This is a genomic window from Mesorhizobium norvegicum, from assembly GCF_004919685.1.
Taxonomy (GTDB): domain Bacteria; phylum Pseudomonadota; class Alphaproteobacteria; order Rhizobiales; family Rhizobiaceae; genus Mesorhizobium; species Mesorhizobium norvegicum.
Genome location: NZ_SMYZ01000086.1, coordinates 1 through 17,069 on the forward strand (window position 1 = coordinate 1; position 17,069 = coordinate 17,069).

Below are 17,069 nucleotides of genomic sequence, written 5' to 3' on the forward strand. Positions count from 1 at the left end.
AACTCATCTGCTTACGACATGAAGCGCCACACGGCTTGCGTTTGTCGCGCATCCCCTCTATATGCGCGCTCATTCCACACACGGACTTTGGTGTCTGCCCGGGAGAAATCCGGCTGAAACCTCCGGTGGCGTTCGAGGACAAAGTCCAAAAAATGCCTGTGTCCGTGGAGGCTAACCGGAAAGGAACTTTGAATGGCACTGCCTGATTTCAGCATGCGCCAGCTTTTGGAAGCTGGCATTCACTTCGGCCACCAGACCCACCGCTGGAACCCGAAGATGGCGCCCTACATCTATGGCGCCCGCAACAACATCCACATCATCGACCTGTCGCAGACGGTGCCTTTGCTGCACCAGGCGCTGAAGCAGGTTTCCGACACCGTCGCCAAGGGCGGCCGCGTGCTGTTCGTCGGCACCAAGCGCCAGGCCTCCGACATCGTCGCCGATGCGGCACAGCGTTCGGCCCAGTACTATGTCAACTCGCGTTGGCTCGGCGGCATGCTGACCAACTGGAAGACGATCTCCAACTCGATCCAGCGCCTGCGCAAGCTCGACGAGATGCTGGCCGGCGAGGCGCAAGGGTTGACCAAGAAGGAGCGTCTCAACCTCGACCGCGAGCGCGAGAAGCTCGACAAGGCGCTGGGCGGCATCAAGGACATGGGCTCGACGCCCGACCTGATGTTCGTCATCGACACCAACAAGGAAGCGATCGCCATCCTCGAGGCCAAGCGTCTCGGCATCCCGGTCGTTGCCATCATCGATTCGAACTGCGATCCGGACAAGATCGACTTCCCGATCCCCGGCAATGACGACGCGGCCCGCGCCATCCAGCTCTATTGCGATCTGATCGCCAAGGCTGCGATCGACGGCATCGCCCGCCAGCAGGGCGCGCTCGGTGTCGACATCGGCGCTTCGGTCGAAGCTCCGGTCGAGCCTGCGCTCGACCCGGCCCCGGCCCCAGCGTCGGAAGCCCCCGAAGCTTGACAATCGAAGGCCGGTTGCGGCCTTCATCTTTCTCATATTTTGGCACGCTAAACAGACGCACCATCGAACACCGATGGTGCGTCGGTGCATTCTAGACAAAGAGGCGACAATGAGCATTTCGGCTGCACAGGTCAAAGAACTCCGCGACTTGACCGGCGCGGGCATGATGGACTGCAAAGCGGCATTGACCGAGACCAACGGCAACATGGAAGAGGCCGTCGACTGGCTGCGCAAGAAGGGTATTTCCAAGGCCGACAAGAAGGCTGGACGTACTGCGGCGGAGGGCCTGATCGGCGTTGATTCCGGCGTTCGCGAGGCGGCCGTCGTCGAGGTCAATTCCGAGACCGATTTCGTTGCCCGTAATGCCGCGTTTCAGGAAATCGTCGCCAACGTTGCCAAGGTCGCCCTGGCCTATGGCACGACGGAGGCTGTGGCTGCCGCAAAGTATCCGGGTTCGGACAAGTCGGTTGCCGACACCATCAAGGACGCTGTCGGCACCATCGGCGAAAACATGGGCTTCCGCCGCTCTGCCAAGCTGACCGTTCCGCACGGTGCCGTCGCTACCTACGTCCACAATGCGGTTGCCGACGGTCTCGGCAAGCTCGGCGTTCTGGTCGCCATCGAGACCACGGGCAACGAGCATGCGGCTAATGCCTTTGCTCGTCAGGTCGCCATGCATGTCGCGGCCACCAATCCGATGGCGCTGACCGCAGAGCAGATCGATCCGGCCGCGGTCGAACGCGAGAAGGCGATCTTCTCCGACCAGGCGCGCCAGTCCGGCAAGCCGGAAGCCATCATCGAGAAGATGGTCGAAGGCCGTCTGCGCAAGTTCTACGAAGAGGTCGTGCTCCTGAAGCAGGCCTTCGTGCTCAATCCCGACATCACCGTCGAGAAGGCGCTGAAGGATGCCGAGAAAGAGATCGGTGCGCCGGCCAAGATCACCGCTTACCTGCGCTTTGCGCTGGGCGAGGGCATCGAAAAGGAAGAGACCGATTTCGCGGCGGAAGTCGCGGCTGCGGTCAAGAAGTAAGCCGCCAACCGGCTTTTCGGCTCAGGCAACTCGGCCGGGCGCTCGCGAGGGTGTCCGGCCGATTTCTTGTGCGATGTCGACAAAGGCGCGCAGCTTCGGCGCCATCGCCGCCCGGCGCGGAAAGTAGAGAAACAAGCCTGGTTCCTCGATTGCCGACTGCGGCAGCACCTGGACAAGTCGACCGGCGGCCAGGTCGGCGCGCACCAGCGGCTCGAACACATAGGCCAGTCCCATCCCCGACAGCGCCAGGTCGATCGCGGCAAGGGAATCGGTGACGACGGCGGTGCCCCGCGTTTCCACGGCCACGTCCTTGCCGTCCTCCGTCAAATCCCAACGATAGAGTGCGCCGGATCGCACCAGGCGGTAGCCGATGCAATTGTGGGCGGCGAGATCGGCCAGGCTGCGCGGGCGACCACGCCGGCCGACATAGGCCGGCGAAGCGACGATGATCACTTGGAATGGCGGCGTCATTCGGATCGCGATCATGTCCTGCGCGATCATTTCGCCAAGCCTGATGCCGGCGTCAAAACCTTCGCCGACGATATCGACCAACCCTTCGTTGGCAAAGATTTCCACCGTCACATCCGGATAGCGCTCCGCCATGGCCGTCACCACCGGTGTCACCGCCATCGGGACGGCGACATGCGAAACGTTGATTCTGAGCAGTCCAGCAGGGCGACCCTTGATGCCGCGGATGCGCTCCATCCGCTCTGCGATATCCTGCAGCGCGGGCTCGGCTGTCGCGACAAGCGCCTGACCGGCCTCGGTCAGCGATACGCTGCGTGTCGTGCGCGCAAACAGCGGTTGGCCGATGCGCTCCTCCACCAGCCTGACCGCATGGCTGACCGCCGAAGGGCTCATGCCAAGCTCTGCCGCGGCAAGTGCAAAGCCGCCGCGCCGGGCCACGGCGACGATGACGGGAAGATGGCTGAGCAGATCGCGATCCATTCATGCATGATATCGCAGAGTCTATGCAGATAATGCAACATTATCAAACGAAGTGAGCAGGAGCATCTAACGCTGCATCAACGGCCGTTTGGCGAAGCAGCAAGGAGACGTTCCATGACCATGTCCTACTACACCCTTGGCAGCAGCGGGCTGCGTGTCACCCGGCTTGCACTTGGCACCATGACCTTCGGCACCGAATGGGGCTGGGGCGCCGACAAGGAGACGGCGCGCGCCATGGTCGATGCCTATGTCGAGGCAGGCGGCAATTTCTTCGACACGGCCGACGCCTATACCGGCGGCACCTCCGAGACTTGGCTTGGCGAGTTCATCGCCGAGCGCGGCCTGCGCGACAGAGCGGTGATCAGCACCAAGTTCAGCATAACTCTGGAGCAGGGCAATCCGAATGCCGGCGGCAACGGCCGCAAGAACATCATCCGCGCCGTCGAAAGCTCGCTGAAACGGCTCGGCACCGATTATATCGATCTCTATATCCTGCATGCCTGGGACAGGCTGACCTCACCGGAAGAAGTGATGCGGACGCTGGATGATCTGGTGCGCGCCGGAAAGATCCGGTATGTCGGCCTCTCCGACGTCCCCGCCTGGTACGCAAGCAGGGCGCAGTCCGTCGCCGAACACCGCGGCTATGAACCGGTTTCGGCGCTGCAGCTCGAATATTCGCTGGCCGAGCGCAATATCGAGCATGAATTCGTGCCGTTCGGCACGCGCTACGGCGCCGGCATCATGGTGTGGAGCCCGCTGGCCAGCGGCCTGCTGAGCGGCAAATATCGTTCAGATACAATCAGCAAGGCCGGCGGGCGACTGGAGACGATGCGCGGTTCGACCAATCCCGGTTTCCAGAAATTCACCGACCGCAACTGGGCCATCGTTGCCGAACTGGAAAAGGTCGCGGGCGAGCTTGGCCGCGGCATGGCCCAAATCGCCTTGAACTGGGCCGCGACACGGCCCGGTGTCGCTTCGGTGATCATCGGTGCGACGAGGCTCGATCAGCTCAAGGACAATCTTGGCGCGCTCGATTTCGAGATTCCCCAGGAGCTTCTGGCAAGGCTCGATGCGGTCAGCCAGCCGTTCACGCCGTTCCCGTACTCGTTCTTTGGTCCGGAAATCCAGGGCGGCCTCACCGGCGGCCAGGCGGTCGGCGACAAGCCGGCAGGCTACTTCCCGGACCTGCTCATGGAAGGGGCTTTTGCCGGCGTGAGTTGACAAAAGGCGAGAGAATTCCGGGTCGGGCGCCGCGTGACATCGCGGCGCCCTTCGTGTATCGGAACACGGCATCGCGCCATTGTTTCGGGGCGGCGCCTGCGCGAGGGTAGCCACCCGGAACGCGCCACATGCAAAATGAAGAGGCCCAGATGACGGCGAAGCCCCTCTACCGACGTGTCTTGTTGAAAGCGTCGGGCGAAGCATTGATGGGCGAACAGCATTTCGGCATCGACGTTTCGGTGGTCGATCGCATCGCAAGCGACATCGCTGAGGCGCGCGCACTGGGCATCGAGGTTGGCGTCGTCATCGGCGGCGGCAACATCTTTCGCGGCGTGGCCGTTGCCTCCAAGGGCGGTGATCGCGTCACCGGCGACCACATGGGCATGCTTGCCACGGTCATCAATTCGCTGGCGCTGCGCACGTCTCTGAACAAGATCGGTGTCGACGCCGTGGTGCTTTCGGCGATCGCCATGCCCGAACTTTGCGAGAGCTTTTCGCAGCGCCAGGCGACCGCCTACATGAACCAGGGCAAGGTGGTGATCTTTGCCGGCGGCACCGGCAATCCGTTCTTCACCACTGATTCGGCCGCCGCACTTCGCGCGGCTGAAATCGGCGCCGACGCGCTGTTCAAGGGCACTCAGGTCGATGGTGTCTACTCGGCGGACCCGAAGAAGGACCCGAATGCGACGCGTTTCGAGCGCATCAGCCATGGTGAAGTCATAAAACGCGGCCTTTCCATCATGGATACGGCAGCGATTGCACTTGCGCGCGAAAACAACATTCCGATAATCGTCTATTCGATCCACGAAAAAGGTGGTTTCGGCGGTATTCTGAGGGGCGGCGGCCGCTGCACGGTCGTCGCGGACGATTGATCGGGGGCCTGATCCCGAAAGGGGAAGCCGGTTTTCGACAATCAGGTTCGAACACGGCCCCGAAGCAGTGAACCCGCGTCAGACGGGTCGAGGAGATAAAGATGAGTGGTGAGTACGACGATCTCAAGCGGCGCATGGATGGGGCGATCGCCGCGTTCAAGCATGATCTGGCTTCGCTGCGGACTGGTCGCGCCTCCAGCAATCTGCTCGATGCGATCCAGGTGCAGGCCTATGGCACCACCATGCCGATCAATCAGGTCGCCAACGTCTCGGTGCCGGAGCCGCGCATGATTTCGGTGTCGGTCTGGGACAAGTCGATGGTCGGTGCGGTCGACCGCGCGATCCGCGAATCCAATCTGGGTTTCAACCCGATCGTCGACGGCACCAATCTCAGGATTCCGCTGCCGGAACTCAACGAACAGCGCCGCAAGGAACTGGTCAAGATCTCGCACACCTACGCCGAGAACGCTCGCGTCGCCGCGCGCCATGTGCGCCGCGACGGCATGGACTTCCTGAAGAAGGCGGAGAAGGACGGCGACATCAGCGAGGACGATCAGCGCAAGCGCTCGGACCAGGTCCAGAAACTTACAGACGAAACGATCAGCACCATCGACCACCTGCTTTCCGATAAGGAAGCTGAAATCATGCAGGTTTAGGGTCTTGGCCACCGGCTGACCCGAAAGCGAGAACATGGCAACGCCCGCGCATGTCGCGATCATCATGGATGGAAACGGACGCTGGGCCAAGGCGCGCGGCATGCCTCGTCTTGCGGGCCATCGTGCCGGCGTCGAGGCGCTGCGCAAGACGGTGCGCGCAGCACCCGGGCTCGGCATCTCCTACCTGACCGTCTACGCCTTCTCGTCGGAGAACTGGTCGCGGCCGAAGTCCGAGGTCAGCGACCTGATGGGCCTTCTGAAAATGTTCATCCGCCGCGATCTCGCCGAGTTGCATCAGAGCGGCGTGCGGGTCAGAATCATCGGCGACAGGGCAGGGCTGCAGTCCGACATCAGGGGCCTGCTCGACGAGGCCGAATCGCTGACCGCCGCAAATGAATCTCTGACGCTGGTGATCGCCTTCAACTATGGCGGACGCGACGAGATCGTTCGCACGGCGCAAAAGCTCGCGTCGGCCGTGGCGCGTGGCGAACTCGACAGCGAGGCGATCACCGCCGAGAGCTTTGCCGGCGCGCTCGACACGCAAGGCATTCCCGACCCGGAGCTGGTCATCCGCACCAGTGGCGAACTCCGGCTGTCGAACTTCCTTCTGTGGCAGGCCGCCTATAGCGAGCTCGTCTTCCTGCCTTGCTACTGGCCCGACTTCAGCCGCGAGCACCTTGCCGAGGCCTTGCGCGAATTTGCCAGCCGCGAACGCCGTTTCGGCGGAGTTGGGGGCCAGGACGTCGCTTCGCGACCGGCCGCAGGATGAGCAATCTCCAGCTTCGTGTCATTTCGGCGATCGTCCTTGCCATCATCACCCTTGGTTTGACCTGGCTTGGTGGCCTGCCGTTCCGGCTGCTGTGCGCCGTGATGGTGGCGGTGATCTTCTATGAATGGACCCGCATGTCGCGCCCGACCGGGGCCACGGGCCTGGGTTTCCTGCCGGAAACGCTGCTGGTTGTCTTCATTGGCGCCCTGATTGCCGGCCTTGCCGCCTCTTGGCTGCTGCCGCTTGTCGTGGTCACGGTTGCCGCAACGGCGATTGCCGCCTCGGTTCGCAAGGCCGGACAATGGGATGCGAGCGGCCTTGCCTATGCCGCGGTCTCAGGCCTGTCGCTCGCCTTGCTGCGCGATGGCGACCGTTCCGGCCTTGTCGCCATCCTGTTCCTGTTCGCGGTCGTCTGGGCCACCGATATCTTTGCCTATTTCGTTGGCCGTGCGGTTGGAGGCCCAAAGCTGGCGCCGGCGATCTCGCCTGGCAAGACACGCAGCGGCGCGCTCGGCGGTGCTGTCGGCGGCGTCGTCGCGGGGCTGGTCCTCGCCGCCGCTGCCGGTGTCGGCAATCTGGCATTGCTCGGCCTTGTGGCGCTCGTGCTGTCGATTGTCTCCCAAGCCGGCGACCTGTTTGAATCCTGGGTCAAGCGCCGTCACGGCCGCAAGGATTCGGGGGCGCTCATCCCAGGCCATGGCGGCGTCATGGATCGTGTCGACGGGCTTGTCGCGGCGGCTTTCGCCCTATACGTCATCGGTTGGATTTCGGCGACCGCCGATCATCCGGCGCAGGGTCTGTTTCCCGTTTGAATGGCACCATTTCTGGGTCCTATGCGCGGTGCGCCTTGGATTCGCCCGGATTGGTGTCACAGTCACGGCACACTCTGCGCCGTGGAAGAATTTGAGGGTTTGTCTTGAACGAGATTCTTCACGCGCTTTTCAGCACAGAAGGCTTTGTCCTCGGCACGCTCGTGCCGTTCGTGTTTGTGCTGACCGTGGTCGTGTTCGTCCATGAAATGGGCCATTACCTTGTCGGGCGCTGGTGCGGCATCGGCGTCAAGGTGTTCTCGATAGGCTTCGGCCCGGAACTCTTCGGCTTCAACGACAGCCACGGCACGCGCTGGAAACTGTGCGCGATACCGCTTGGCGGCTACGTCAAATTCGTCGGCGACATGAACGCCACCTCGAGCCAGCCCACGTCGGCAGAGATCGAAACGCTGACCGAGGCGGAGCGCAAGGTCGCCTTTCACACACAGCCGATCTGGAAGCGCGCGGCAACCGTGGTGGCCGGGCCGCTGTTCAATTTCCTGCTCACGATCGTCGTCTTTGCCGTGCTGTTCACCACCTATGGCCGTTATGTCGCGGAGCCCATGGTGGCCGAGGTGACCGCCGACAGCCCGGCGGCGAAGGCCGGCATCCTGCCCGGTGACCGATTCGTCAGCGTCGACGGCAACAAGGTCGAAACCTTTGGCGACGTTCAGCGCCTGGTCTCGGGCCGCGCCGACGACATCATCACCTTCGTCATGCTGCGCGACGGCAAGGAGGTCACGGTGACCGCGGCGCCGCGGCTGATGGAACAGGAAGACGCGCTCGGCAACAAGGTCAAGGTCGCCGTGATCGGTGTCGTCAACAACAAGGAACTCGGCCAGCCGCGGCTCATAACCTACACTCCGGTCGGAGCGGTTGCGGCGGCAGTCGAGGAAACCGGACACGTCATCCAGCGCACCGGCCAGTTCCTGCAGCGCTTTGTTGTTGGCCGCGAGGACAAATGTCAGTTGGGCGGCCCGGTGAAGATCGCCGACATGGCCGGCAAGGCGGCGAAACTGGGGTTCGAATGGCTCGTGCAACTGGTTGCGCTGCTGTCGGTTGGCATCGGGTTTCTGAACCTTTTGCCGATTCCCCCCCTCGACGGCGGCCATCTCTTGTTCTACGGGGTGGAGGCCGTCATCCGCCGTCCAGTGTCGGAACGGATGATGGAAATGGCCTATCGGGCCGGGTTGCTTCTGGTGCTGTGCTTCATGGGGTTCGTTTTTTGGAACGATCTGTTTGGGTGCTGAAATCATGAAGAAATTTGGCTTCTGCATGGACGATGTTGAGACGCCGTTTACCATGCACGGGGATATGAGTGACGCGAAAGCCACGCCGCAGGGTTAAGTAAATACAAATTAACCAGAAGCCTTGCGTGTAGGGAAAATCCGGTTAATACGGTAGGGGAAATTACCGCACGTCCGGTTTTCTCGCCGTGGGGACTACGAGAAAAGGTTATTAAGCCCGATGAAGGCAGCATCCAAGTTTCTAAGCGCCGCGTCCGCGGTGACCCTGTCCGCGGCTCTGGTCGTGCCAGGCGCGCTCGCAGTGCAGTTCGTTGCCACATCGGCGGCCGAAGCCGCTGTCGTCAGCAGAGTCGAAGTGAGCGGCAACCAGCGTATCGACGCTGATACCATCCGCAACTACATCACCATCAAGCCGGGCAAGGCCTTTTCCAGCTCCGATATCGACAGTGCGGTCAAGGCGCTGTTCGGCACGGGTCTGTTCTCGGATGTGCAGATCAACCAGGTCGGCTCGACGCTGGTGGTCAAGGTTGCCGAGTACCAGGTCGTCAACCAGGTGCTGTTCCAGAACAACAAGAAGCTCAAGGACAATGCGCTTGCGGCTGCGGTGCAGTTGAAGCCGCGCGGGACGTTCTCGCAGGCGACGCTCGATGCCGACGTCGAATCGGTCAAGGCTGCCTACAAGCGTATCGGCCGCGACGATGTGACTGTGACCACGCAGGTCATGCAGCTTGGCGACAACCGCGTGAACGTGGTCTTCAACATTGCTGAAGGCGACCGCACACAGATCGCGGCGATCAATTTCGTCGGCAACAGCGCCTATTCCAGCCGCCGCCTGTCGGATATCATCAATACCAAGCGTTCGTCCTGGCTTTCCTTCGTCCTGCGTGACGACGTCTATGACGACGACAAGCTGCGCGCCGACCAGGAGCTGCTGCGCCGCTTCTATTACAATCACGGTTACGCCGATTTCCAGGTCGTATCCGCTGTCGGCGAGCTCGACAGCGCGACGAACAAGTACACGGTCACCATCACCGTCCAGGAAGGCGACCGCTACACATTCGGTGACGTCAGCGTCGAAAGCACGATCCCGGAAGTCGACAGCAAGTCGCTGGAATCGGTGGTCGAGACCCAAAAGGGCGACGTCTACAACGCCAAGGACGTCGAGGATTCCATCATCGCGCTGACCGAGAAGGTGGCCGGTTCCGGCTACGCTTTCGCGCAGGTGACGCCACGCGGCGACCGCAATTTCGAGAACCACACCATTTCTGTGGTCTACACGGTCGACCAGGGCACCAAGGCCTATATCGAGCGCATCGAAATCCGCGGCAACGACCGCACGCGTGACTATGTCATTCGCCGCGAGTTCGACGTCAGCGAAGGCGACGCCTTCAATCAGGTGCTCATCCAGCGTGCGAAGAAGCGTCTGGAAAACCTCAATTACTTTGACAAAGTCGATATCTCGACGGTGCCGGGCTCGCAGCCCGACCAGGTCGTGCTGGTGGTCGACGTGGTCGAGAAGTCGACCGGTGAATTCTCCGTCGGCGCCGGTTATTCGACCGGTGGCGACACGGCCGGTCCGTCCGTCGAAGGATCGATCACCGAGCGCAACTTCCTCGGCCGTGGCCAGTTCATCAAGCTGTCGGCCGGCGGCGGCAAGAATTCGCGCGACTACAGCCTGTCCTTCACCGAGCCCTATTTCCTCGGACGGCGCATCGCCGCCGGTTTCGACATCTACAAGCAGACGAGAACTTACGACAACTACGACAGCGATACCTTGGGCGCGACGGTGCGCTTCGGTCTGCCGATCACCAACAGCATCACGACGCAGCTGGCTTACAACATCTCGCAAGAGAAATATAAGCTGGATGATGGTTGCGTGACCGGTGGAGTTTATGACCCTCTTAAGTGCGACGTCTCTGCGGCTATCCTGGACGGCATCGAACAAAGCCCGTGGATCAAGTCGTCGGTCAGCCTGGGGCTGGTCTACAACACCATCGATGACATGAAGAACCCGCATGAGGGTATCTACGCTAATACGACTGTGGAAGTGGCAGGCCTCGGCGGCGACGCCAAGTTCGTCAAGGTCACGGGACGTGGCAGCATCTATCAGACGCTGTCGGAGCAGTACGATCTCGTTGGGCTCGTTTCGGCCGGCGCCGGTCATGTCGAGGGCTACGGCAGCGACGGCGACCTGCGCGTGTTCGATCACTTCCAGAGCACCGATCGCATGATCCGCGGTTTTGCTTATGGCGGTATCGGCCCGGTCGCGTCCGGCACCAGCGGCGACCATCTGGGTGGCACCACCTATTTCAACGCCTCTGCGGAAGCACAGTTCCCGCTGCCGGTCATTCCGGAGAGCTTCGGCCTGCGCGGCGCGGTCTTTGCTGACGCGGCGACGCTTTACGGCAGCAAGGTTGCCACCGGCTTGGTCAATCCGGACTCGACCGGCATGAAGCTTCGCGCCTCGGTCGGCCTCGGGCTGATGTGGGCCTCGCCGTTCGGCCCGATCCGTATCGACTATGCGATCCCGGTCAAAAAGGAAGCGTCCGACGACGTGCAGGAATTCAACTTCGGCATATCGACCCGCTTCTGATCGGCGGTTAACGATGCTCCTGGGTCTTTCAGGCCCGGGAGAAATGTTCCGACCCAGCTGGATATAGCTTCTGGAATGACCGATCCGGTGTTCTTCGCGCCATCACGCCGGTATACGGCGGGCGAAGTCGCGAATCTGACCGGCTCGGTGCTTGTCGATTCCGGCCACTCCGATATTTCGATAGAAGCGCTCGCGCCGGCCAGCGAAGGCGGCGAGAATGCACTCGTCTTTGTCGACGGCAGACGCAATTCCGCGCTGATGCCGTCGCTGCGGGCGGCCGCGGTTCTGTGCCCGGCGGAATTTGCCGGCAAGGCGCCAGCCGGCGTTGCCGTTCTGGTTCATCCGCGTCCGCAACAGGCCTTCGCGTTTGTCGGACGCCTGCTGTTTCCAAGGGCGGCTACGCCAGGGCCGATGACCAGTGAAACCGGTGTCTCGCCGCATGCTCATGTCGATGCGACCGCGCATGTCGAATCCGGTGCCGTCATCGAGGCCGGCGCGGTCATCGGGCCGGGGGCTTCGATCGGCAGCGGTACCGTCATCGCGCCCAATGCGGTCATCGGACAATCCTGCCAGATCGGCCGCGACGGCTATGTCGGCCCGGGCGCCAGCATCCAGTATGCCTTGATCGGCAACCGCGTCATCATCCATGGTGGCGCCAGGATCGGCCAGGATGGTTTTGGCTTCGTCGGCGGCGCCAAGGGGCCTGAACGCGTGCCGCAGATCGGCCGTGTCGTCATTCAGGACGACGTCGAGATCGGCTCCAACACCACGGTCGATCGCGGCGCCATGTCCGATACGATCATCGGCCAGGGCACCAAGATCGACAATCTCGTGCAGATCGCCCATAACGTCCGCATCGGCCGCAATTGCATAATAGCCGGGCTTTCGGGTATTTCGGGTTCCGTGGTCGTGGGCGACAATGTCACCATGGGCGGCGGCGTCGGGCTTGCGGATCACCTGACCATCGGGGCAGGGGCCAAGCTTGCCGCCAGAAGTGGATTTATGAGCAATGTCCCTGCAGGCGAGATCTGGGGCGGTTATCCGGCACAGCCGATGGCGGAAGCCATGCGGGAGATAGCCATGCTGCGCAGGCTCGCCAGGACCCGCAAACAGGGCGAGGGAGGCAATGGCTGACATGATCGCGTCGACGACGCTGGAAGCGGTCGACATTATGGGGCTGATGAAGCTTCTGCCGCACCGCTATCCGTTCCTGATGATCGATCGCATCGTCGACATCGATGGCGACGAGTCCGCCGTCGGCATCAAGAACGTGACCATAAACGAGCCGCATTTTCAGGGCCATTTCCCCGAGCAGCCGGTCATGCCCGGTGTGCTCATCGTCGAGGCAATGGCGCAGACCGCCGGCGCCATCTGCATCCGCAGCCTAGGCACTGAAAAACCGTCGCTGGTCTATTTCCTGACCATCGACAACGCCAAATTCCGCAAACCGGTCGTTCCCGGCGACCAGTTGAAGATCTATGTCAAGAAAATCAAGAAACGCGGCAACCTGCTCAAATTCGCTTGTGAAGCCATGGTCGACGGCGCCAAGGCGGCCGAGGCCGAGATTTCAGCCATGATGGTCACCAGCGACTGACGATCGAATGCTTATGAAAATCAAGACATCCATCCATGCTTCCTCCGTTGTGGAGGAAGGCGCCCAAATCGGCCAAGGTGTGCGCATCGGGCCGTTCTGCCACGTCGGCGCCGATGCGGTGATCGGCGACGACGTCGAACTGGTCAGTCATGTCTCGGTGATGGGCGCGACATCAATCGGTGCCTCGACCAAGGTCTACCCGATGGCGACGTTGGGCGCACCGCCGCAGAACACCAAGCACAAGGGCGGCCGCACCACCCTGGTCATCGGCAAGAACTGCACGATCCGCGAAGGCGTGACCATGCATCTCGGTACCGATTCCAGCCGCGGCGAGACGACGGTCGGCGACAATGGCAATTTCCTTGCCTACGCCCACATCGCCCATGATTGCGTCGTCGGCAACAACGCCACGTTCGCCAATGGCGCGACACTGGGCGGCCACTGCGAGGTCGGCAACAACGTCTATATCGGCGGCCTGACCGCTGTGCATCAGTTTGTCCGCATCGGCGATAACGCCTTTCTGGGCGGCTGCTCGGCGATCGTCGGCGATGTCATTCCCTATGCCATAGCGGTCGGCAACCGCGCCAGTCTGCGCGGCCTCAACATTATCGGCCTGAAGCGCTCCGGCCTGCCGAGGTCCGAAATCCTTGTGCTGCGCAAGGCTTACAGGATGATCTTCGATCGTTCCCGCACCGTTGGCGAGAACATCGAATTCGCCAAGGCGGAGTTCGCGTCGTCGCCGACCGCCATGAAGATCATCGATTTCATCACCAGTCGCGGCAAGCGGCACTATGCTGTGCCGTCGCTCAAGGGCGGCGATGGCGACGATGTCGATGACGAAGACTGAGGCAGCGGCGGCGCGTCTTGATCTCTCGCCGGGCTCCAAAGTCGGCATCATCGCCGGCGGCGGCAGTCTGCCGGTCGAAGTCGCGGCCGGTTCGACCGAACAAGGTTATCCACCCTTCGTCATTCTGATGGAAGGCGAGGCCGACCGGATGGCGGAGCTCTCCCGATATGAGCATGAGAGCCTCGCCCTGGAAGGTATCGGCTCGCTGATACCGTTGCTGAGGCAGCACCGGATCACCCATCTGGTGCTTGCCGGCGAGATCAAGCGCCGGCCAAGACTGACACAGCTGCGTCCAAGTCTCAGCCTGCTCGCAGTGATACCGGTTGTTGTCGCGGCGCTGGCGCGTGGCGATGATGGCCTGCTGAAGGTCCTGGCACGGGGCCTTGAAGCGCGCGGAATAAAGGTTGTCGGGGCGCATGAAATCGTGCCTAACCTTGTCGCCGCCGAAGGTGTCCTGACCAAAGCCATCCCGCGGAAATCGGACTGGCGCGACATCGAAGCAGGCCTTGCAGCGGCAAAGGCCATCGGGGCGCTGGATATCGGCCAGGCGGCGATCGCGGTCGGCGGTCGAACGATCGCGCTGGAAGGCATCGAGGGAACAGCCGGATTGCTCGACCGTGCGAAGCTGTTGCGTGGCCACGGCCGTATTGCGGGCAAGACCCGCGGCGTGCTGGTCAAGTGTGCCAAGCCTGGTCAGGAACTGCGCGCGGATCTTCCTTCCATCGGCCCGCAAACGGTCGAAGCCGCGCATGCGGCCGGGCTTGCCGGTATTGCCGTGGAGGCGGGACGTTCGCTGGTTCTGGAAGGCCCCGAAACCATCGCACGCGCCAACGCACTCGGTCTGTTCGTGATTGGCCTGCCTGCCGCGACGGAGCCGCACAATGGCTGACAGGGCCTTGAAGATCGCGATCGCTGCCGGAGAAGAGTCCGGCGATCTGCTCGGCGCCGACATCGTGCGTTCGCTCAAGCAGGCTACCGGGCGCGAGGTGCAACTCGTCGGCCTCGGCGGCCGCCATTTGCAGGCGCTGGGACTGGCATCGCCATTCGATGCCGGCGAGATCGCCCTCATGGGGTTCAGCGCCATCCTGCGCGACCTGCCGCGCCTGATGCGGCGGATCAGTCAGCTGGCCAGGACCGTTGCGGACGAAAAGCCGGACTGCCTCGTCACCATCGACAGTCCGGACTTTTCGTTGCGCGTCGCCAAGAAGGTGCGGGCGGCCAATCCGTCGATCCCGATCATCCATTATGTCTGCCCGAGCGTCTGGGCGTGGCGGCCGGGTAGGGCAGTGGCGATGAAACCTTATGTCGACCATATCCTCTGCATCCTGCCGTTCGAGGTGAAGGAGCTCGAGCGGCTGGGCGGCCCACCGGGCACCTATGTCGGGCATCGCCTGACGCATGATGCGGGCGTGCTCGCCGCGGCCAAGGCGCAGGACCTGCCGCGCGATCTTGCTGCGGACCGTGTGAAGACCCTGCTTGTCCTGCCCGGATCGCGGCGCGGTGAGGTGCGGCGCCTGCTCGACCCGTTCGGCGAGACAGTGTCGATGCTGCGCGCGCGCGGGCATCGCCTGCGATTGCTGCTGCCGACGGTTCCGCATGTCGCCGACCTGGTCAAATCCTCGGTCAACCGCTGGGATGAGAAGCCTGAGATCATCGTCGATCCCCAGCGCAAATGGCAGGCCTTCGGCAAGGCCGATGCCGCACTGATCGCGTCCGGGACCGTATCCCTGGAGCTGGCGCTGGCGGGTGTGCCTATGATTTCTTGCTACCGGCTCGACCCGGTCGCGCGCGTCGTAGCGCCGTATCTGGTTTCTGTCTGGTCGGCACTGCTGCCCAACCTGATCTCGGATCGAGCGTTGATCCCGGAATTCTACGATGAGTACGTCAAGCCGAACAATCTGGCCCGCCAACTGGAAGCCTTGTTCGCCGACAGCGGCATGCGCGCCTGGCAAAAGCAAGGCTTTGCCGACATCACGCGGCGCATGGCGACCGAAAAGCCATCTGGAGAGATCGCCGCGCAGGTGGTCATGCGGTATATCAAGAGAGCGAATAGCGAATAGGAAGAAGGCGGTTCTCACCGCTTCGGTCTATACAAAACTCCCTATTCGCTACTGGCTATTCCCTACTCGCTCTCATCAGCGCTTGGCGATCGGCACGTAGTCACGCTCCGGCGCACCGGTATAGAGCTGGCGCGGGCGGCCGATCTTCTGGCGCGGATCCTCGATCATCTCTTTCCACTGCGCGATCCAGCCGACGGTGCGGGCGACCGCGAACAGCACGGTGAACATGGTGGTGGGGAAGCCCAGCGCCTTCAGCGTGATGCCGGAATAGAAGTCGACATTCGGGTAGAGCTTCTTCTCGATGAAATAGGGATCCGTCAGCGCGATCTTTTCCAGTTCCATGGCGATGTCGAGCAACGGATCGTCCTTGATGCCGAGCTCACCCAGAACCTCGTGTGCCGTCTTCTGCATGATCTTGGCGCGCGGATCGTAGTTCTTGTAGACGCGGTGGCCGAAGCCCATCAGTCGGAACGGATCGTTCTTGTCCTTGGCGCGGGCGATGAATTCCGGGATGTGATCGACATGGCCGATCTCGCCCAGCATGTTGAGCGCCGCCTCATTGGCGCCGCCATGCGCCGGGCCCCACAGGCAAGCGATGCCGGCGGCGATGCACGCGAACGGGTTGGCGCCCGAAGAGCCGGCGAGACGCACGGTCGAGGTCGAGGCGTTCTGCTCGTGATCGGCGTGCAGGATGAAGATGCGCTCCATGGCGCGCGCCAGCACCGGGTTGATCTTGTATTCCTCGCACGGCACGGCAAAGCACATGTGCAGGAAGTTGGCGGCGAAATTCAGCTCGTTCTTCGGGTAAATGAAGGGCTGGCCGATGTGGTATTTATAGGCCATCGCCGCGATCGTCGGCATCTTGGCGATCAGCCGCATGGAGGCAACCATGCGCTGGTAGGGGTCTGAGATGTCGGTGGAGTCGTGGTAGAAGGCCGACAGCGCGCCGACCACGCCGCACATCACCGCCATCGGATGCGCGTCGCGGCGGAAGCCGGTGAAGAAGCGCGACATCTGCTCATGCACCATGGTGTGGCGCGTCACGCGGTAATCGAAATCGTCCTTCTGCGCCTTGGTCGGCAATTCACCGTAGAGCAGGAGGTAGCAGACCTCGAGGAAGTCGCCGTGTTCGGCCAACTGGTCGATCGGATAGCCGCGGTGCAACAGGATGCCGGCGTCGCCGTCGATGAAGGTGATTTCGGATTCGCAGCTTGCCGTCGACGTGAAGCCGGGATCGTAGGTGAAGGCGCCGGTGGTCGAGTAGAGCGAGGCGATGTCGATGACATCAGGCCCGACCGAACCGCTTCGCACCTTGAATTCGTGAGTCTTGCCGGCGAATTCAAGCGTTGCCGTGGCCTCCTGGGTCTTGCCGCCCAAATCCAGTTTTTTCGCAGCTTCGGTCATTGCAAACTCCTTCTTGTTTCCTCATGCCGGCAAAGGCA

17 protein-coding genes are annotated in these 17,069 nt (G+C 62.3%); 15 read left to right on the forward strand and 2 right to left on the reverse strand.

The features are described from left to right. From FCU66_RS41715 to tsf, 3 genes are all read left to right on the forward strand, one after another. Window positions 1-206 (forward strand): hypothetical protein (locus FCU66_RS41715; protein ID WP_206077116.1); only part of this gene is annotated, 206 nt, incomplete at its 5' end. Beyond that, on the forward strand, window positions 193-981 hold the full coding sequence (rpsB, locus tag FCU66_RS31965; RefSeq protein ID WP_023812937.1) for a 30S ribosomal protein S2: 789 nt from the start codon (window positions 193-195) through the stop codon (window positions 979-981). The genes FCU66_RS41715 and rpsB, both read left to right, overlap by 14 nt. 109 nt (window positions 982-1,090) lie before the next feature. Next, complete coding sequence (gene tsf / locus FCU66_RS31970; protein ID WP_136617823.1) at window positions 1,091-2,011, forward strand: translation elongation factor Ts; 921 nt, start codon at window positions 1,091-1,093, stop codon at window positions 2,009-2,011. 21 nt (window positions 2,012-2,032) lie between these two features. Here the strand turns inward: tsf and FCU66_RS31975 are convergent, their stop codons facing one another. Beyond that, window positions 2,033-2,959, reverse strand: coding sequence for a LysR family transcriptional regulator (locus FCU66_RS31975; protein ID WP_136617822.1), 927 nt, complete (start codon window positions 2,957-2,959; stop codon window positions 2,033-2,035). A gap of 114 nt (window positions 2,960-3,073) precedes the next feature. On the opposite strand from FCU66_RS31975, the gene FCU66_RS31980 reads away from it, so the two are divergent. The 12 genes from FCU66_RS31980 to lpxB all read left to right on the forward strand — a co-directional run bounded on the left by FCU66_RS31980 (window position 3,074) and on the right by lpxB (window position 15,627). Beyond that, window positions 3,074-4,180, forward strand: coding sequence for an aldo/keto reductase (locus FCU66_RS31980; protein ID WP_136617821.1), 1,107 nt, complete (start codon window positions 3,074-3,076; stop codon window positions 4,178-4,180). A gap of 149 nt (window positions 4,181-4,329) precedes the next feature. Then, window positions 4,330-5,052, forward strand: a complete 723-nt coding sequence (gene pyrH / locus FCU66_RS31985) for a UMP kinase (RefSeq protein ID WP_136617820.1) — start codon at window positions 4,330-4,332, stop codon at window positions 5,050-5,052. A gap of 101 nt (window positions 5,053-5,153) precedes the next feature. Beyond that, window positions 5,154-5,708, forward strand: a complete 555-nt coding sequence (frr, locus tag FCU66_RS31990) for a ribosome recycling factor (RefSeq protein ID WP_013531759.1) — start codon at window positions 5,154-5,156, stop codon at window positions 5,706-5,708. Between the two features lie 34 nt (window positions 5,709-5,742). After that, on the forward strand, window positions 5,743-6,477 hold the full coding sequence (locus FCU66_RS31995) for an isoprenyl transferase (RefSeq protein WP_136617819.1): 735 nt from the start codon (window positions 5,743-5,745) through the stop codon (window positions 6,475-6,477). Further along, window positions 6,474-7,289 carry a phosphatidate cytidylyltransferase gene (locus FCU66_RS32000; RefSeq protein ID WP_136617818.1) on the forward strand — a complete coding sequence of 272 codons (816 nt, stop codon included), beginning with the start codon at window positions 6,474-6,476 and terminating at the stop codon, window positions 7,287-7,289. Before FCU66_RS31995 ends, FCU66_RS32000 begins: the two co-directional genes overlap by 4 nt. A gap of 104 nt (window positions 7,290-7,393) precedes the next feature. Then, a complete protein-coding gene (gene rseP / locus FCU66_RS32005; RefSeq protein ID WP_136617817.1) occupies window positions 7,394-8,536 on the forward strand; it encodes an RIP metalloprotease RseP in 1,143 nt (380 codons plus the stop codon). Between the two features lie 217 nt (window positions 8,537-8,753). Next, window positions 8,754-11,126, forward strand: coding sequence for an outer membrane protein assembly factor BamA (gene bamA, locus FCU66_RS32010; RefSeq protein ID WP_136617816.1), 2,373 nt, complete (start codon window positions 8,754-8,756; stop codon window positions 11,124-11,126). 75 nt (window positions 11,127-11,201) lie between these two features. Then, window positions 11,202-12,260 carry a UDP-3-O-(3-hydroxymyristoyl)glucosamine N-acyltransferase gene (gene lpxD / locus FCU66_RS32015; protein ID WP_136617815.1) on the forward strand — a complete coding sequence of 353 codons (1,059 nt, stop codon included), beginning with the start codon at window positions 11,202-11,204 and terminating at the stop codon, window positions 12,258-12,260. Then, complete coding sequence (fabZ, locus tag FCU66_RS32020; RefSeq protein ID WP_027036657.1) at window positions 12,253-12,720, forward strand: 3-hydroxyacyl-ACP dehydratase FabZ; 468 nt, start codon at window positions 12,253-12,255, stop codon at window positions 12,718-12,720. The genes lpxD and fabZ overlap by 8 nt, the downstream gene beginning before the upstream one ends. Before the next feature lie 13 nt (window positions 12,721-12,733). Next, complete coding sequence (lpxA, locus tag FCU66_RS32025; RefSeq protein ID WP_136617814.1) at window positions 12,734-13,567, forward strand: acyl-ACP--UDP-N-acetylglucosamine O-acyltransferase; 834 nt, start codon at window positions 12,734-12,736, stop codon at window positions 13,565-13,567. Beyond that, window positions 13,539-14,456 (forward strand): LpxI family protein, encoded by a 918-nt coding sequence (locus FCU66_RS32030; RefSeq protein ID WP_136617813.1) that lies wholly within the window; start codon window positions 13,539-13,541, stop codon window positions 14,454-14,456. Before lpxA ends, FCU66_RS32030 begins: the two co-directional genes overlap by 29 nt. Further along, window positions 14,449-15,627, forward strand: coding sequence for a lipid-A-disaccharide synthase (gene lpxB, locus FCU66_RS32035; RefSeq protein ID WP_136617812.1), 1,179 nt, complete (start codon window positions 14,449-14,451; stop codon window positions 15,625-15,627). The genes FCU66_RS32030 and lpxB overlap by 8 nt, the downstream gene beginning before the upstream one ends. A gap of 75 nt (window positions 15,628-15,702) precedes the next feature. On the opposite strand, the gene gltA is transcribed toward lpxB, so the two are convergent. Further along, a complete protein-coding gene (gene gltA / locus FCU66_RS32040; RefSeq protein ID WP_136617811.1) occupies window positions 15,703-17,031 on the reverse strand; it encodes a citrate synthase in 1,329 nt (442 codons plus the stop codon). Window positions 17,032-17,069 lie beyond the last annotated feature (38 nt).

Bases quoted from the DNA above. Each gene is read 5' to 3' on its own strand.
- lpxB (WP_136617812.1), top strand. From the start codon at position 14,449: ATGGCTGACAGGGCCTTGAAGATCGCGATCGCTGCCGGAGAAGAGTCC.
- tsf (WP_136617823.1), top strand. From the start codon at position 1,091: ATGAGCATTTCGGCTGCACAGGTCAAAGAACTCCGCGACTTGACCGGC.
- frr (WP_013531759.1), top strand. From the start codon at position 5,154: ATGAGTGGTGAGTACGACGATCTCAAGCGGCGCATGGATGGGGCGATC.
- FCU66_RS31980 (WP_136617821.1), top strand. From the start codon at position 3,074: ATGACCATGTCCTACTACACCCTTGGCAGCAGCGGGCTGCGTGTCACC.
- FCU66_RS31975 (WP_136617822.1), bottom strand. From the start codon at position 2,959: ATGGATCGCGATCTGCTCAGCCATCTTCCCGTCATCGTCGCCGTGGCC.
- pyrH (WP_136617820.1), top strand. From the start codon at position 4,330: ATGACGGCGAAGCCCCTCTACCGACGTGTCTTGTTGAAAGCGTCGGGC.
- bamA (WP_136617816.1), top strand. From the start codon at position 8,754: ATGAAGGCAGCATCCAAGTTTCTAAGCGCCGCGTCCGCGGTGACCCTG.
- FCU66_RS31995 (WP_136617819.1), top strand. From the start codon at position 5,743: ATGGCAACGCCCGCGCATGTCGCGATCATCATGGATGGAAACGGACGC.
- FCU66_RS32030 (WP_136617813.1), top strand. From the start codon at position 13,539: ATGGCGACGATGTCGATGACGAAGACTGAGGCAGCGGCGGCGCGTCTT.
- FCU66_RS32000 (WP_136617818.1), top strand. From the start codon at position 6,474: ATGAGCAATCTCCAGCTTCGTGTCATTTCGGCGATCGTCCTTGCCATC.
- rpsB (WP_023812937.1), top strand. From the start codon at position 193: ATGGCACTGCCTGATTTCAGCATGCGCCAGCTTTTGGAAGCTGGCATT.
- gltA (WP_136617811.1), bottom strand. From the start codon at position 17,031: ATGACCGAAGCTGCGAAAAAACTGGATTTGGGCGGCAAGACCCAGGAG.
- fabZ (WP_027036657.1), top strand. From the start codon at position 12,253: ATGGCTGACATGATCGCGTCGACGACGCTGGAAGCGGTCGACATTATG.
- lpxA (WP_136617814.1), top strand. From the start codon at position 12,734: ATGAAAATCAAGACATCCATCCATGCTTCCTCCGTTGTGGAGGAAGGC.
- lpxD (WP_136617815.1), top strand. From the start codon at position 11,202: ATGACCGATCCGGTGTTCTTCGCGCCATCACGCCGGTATACGGCGGGC.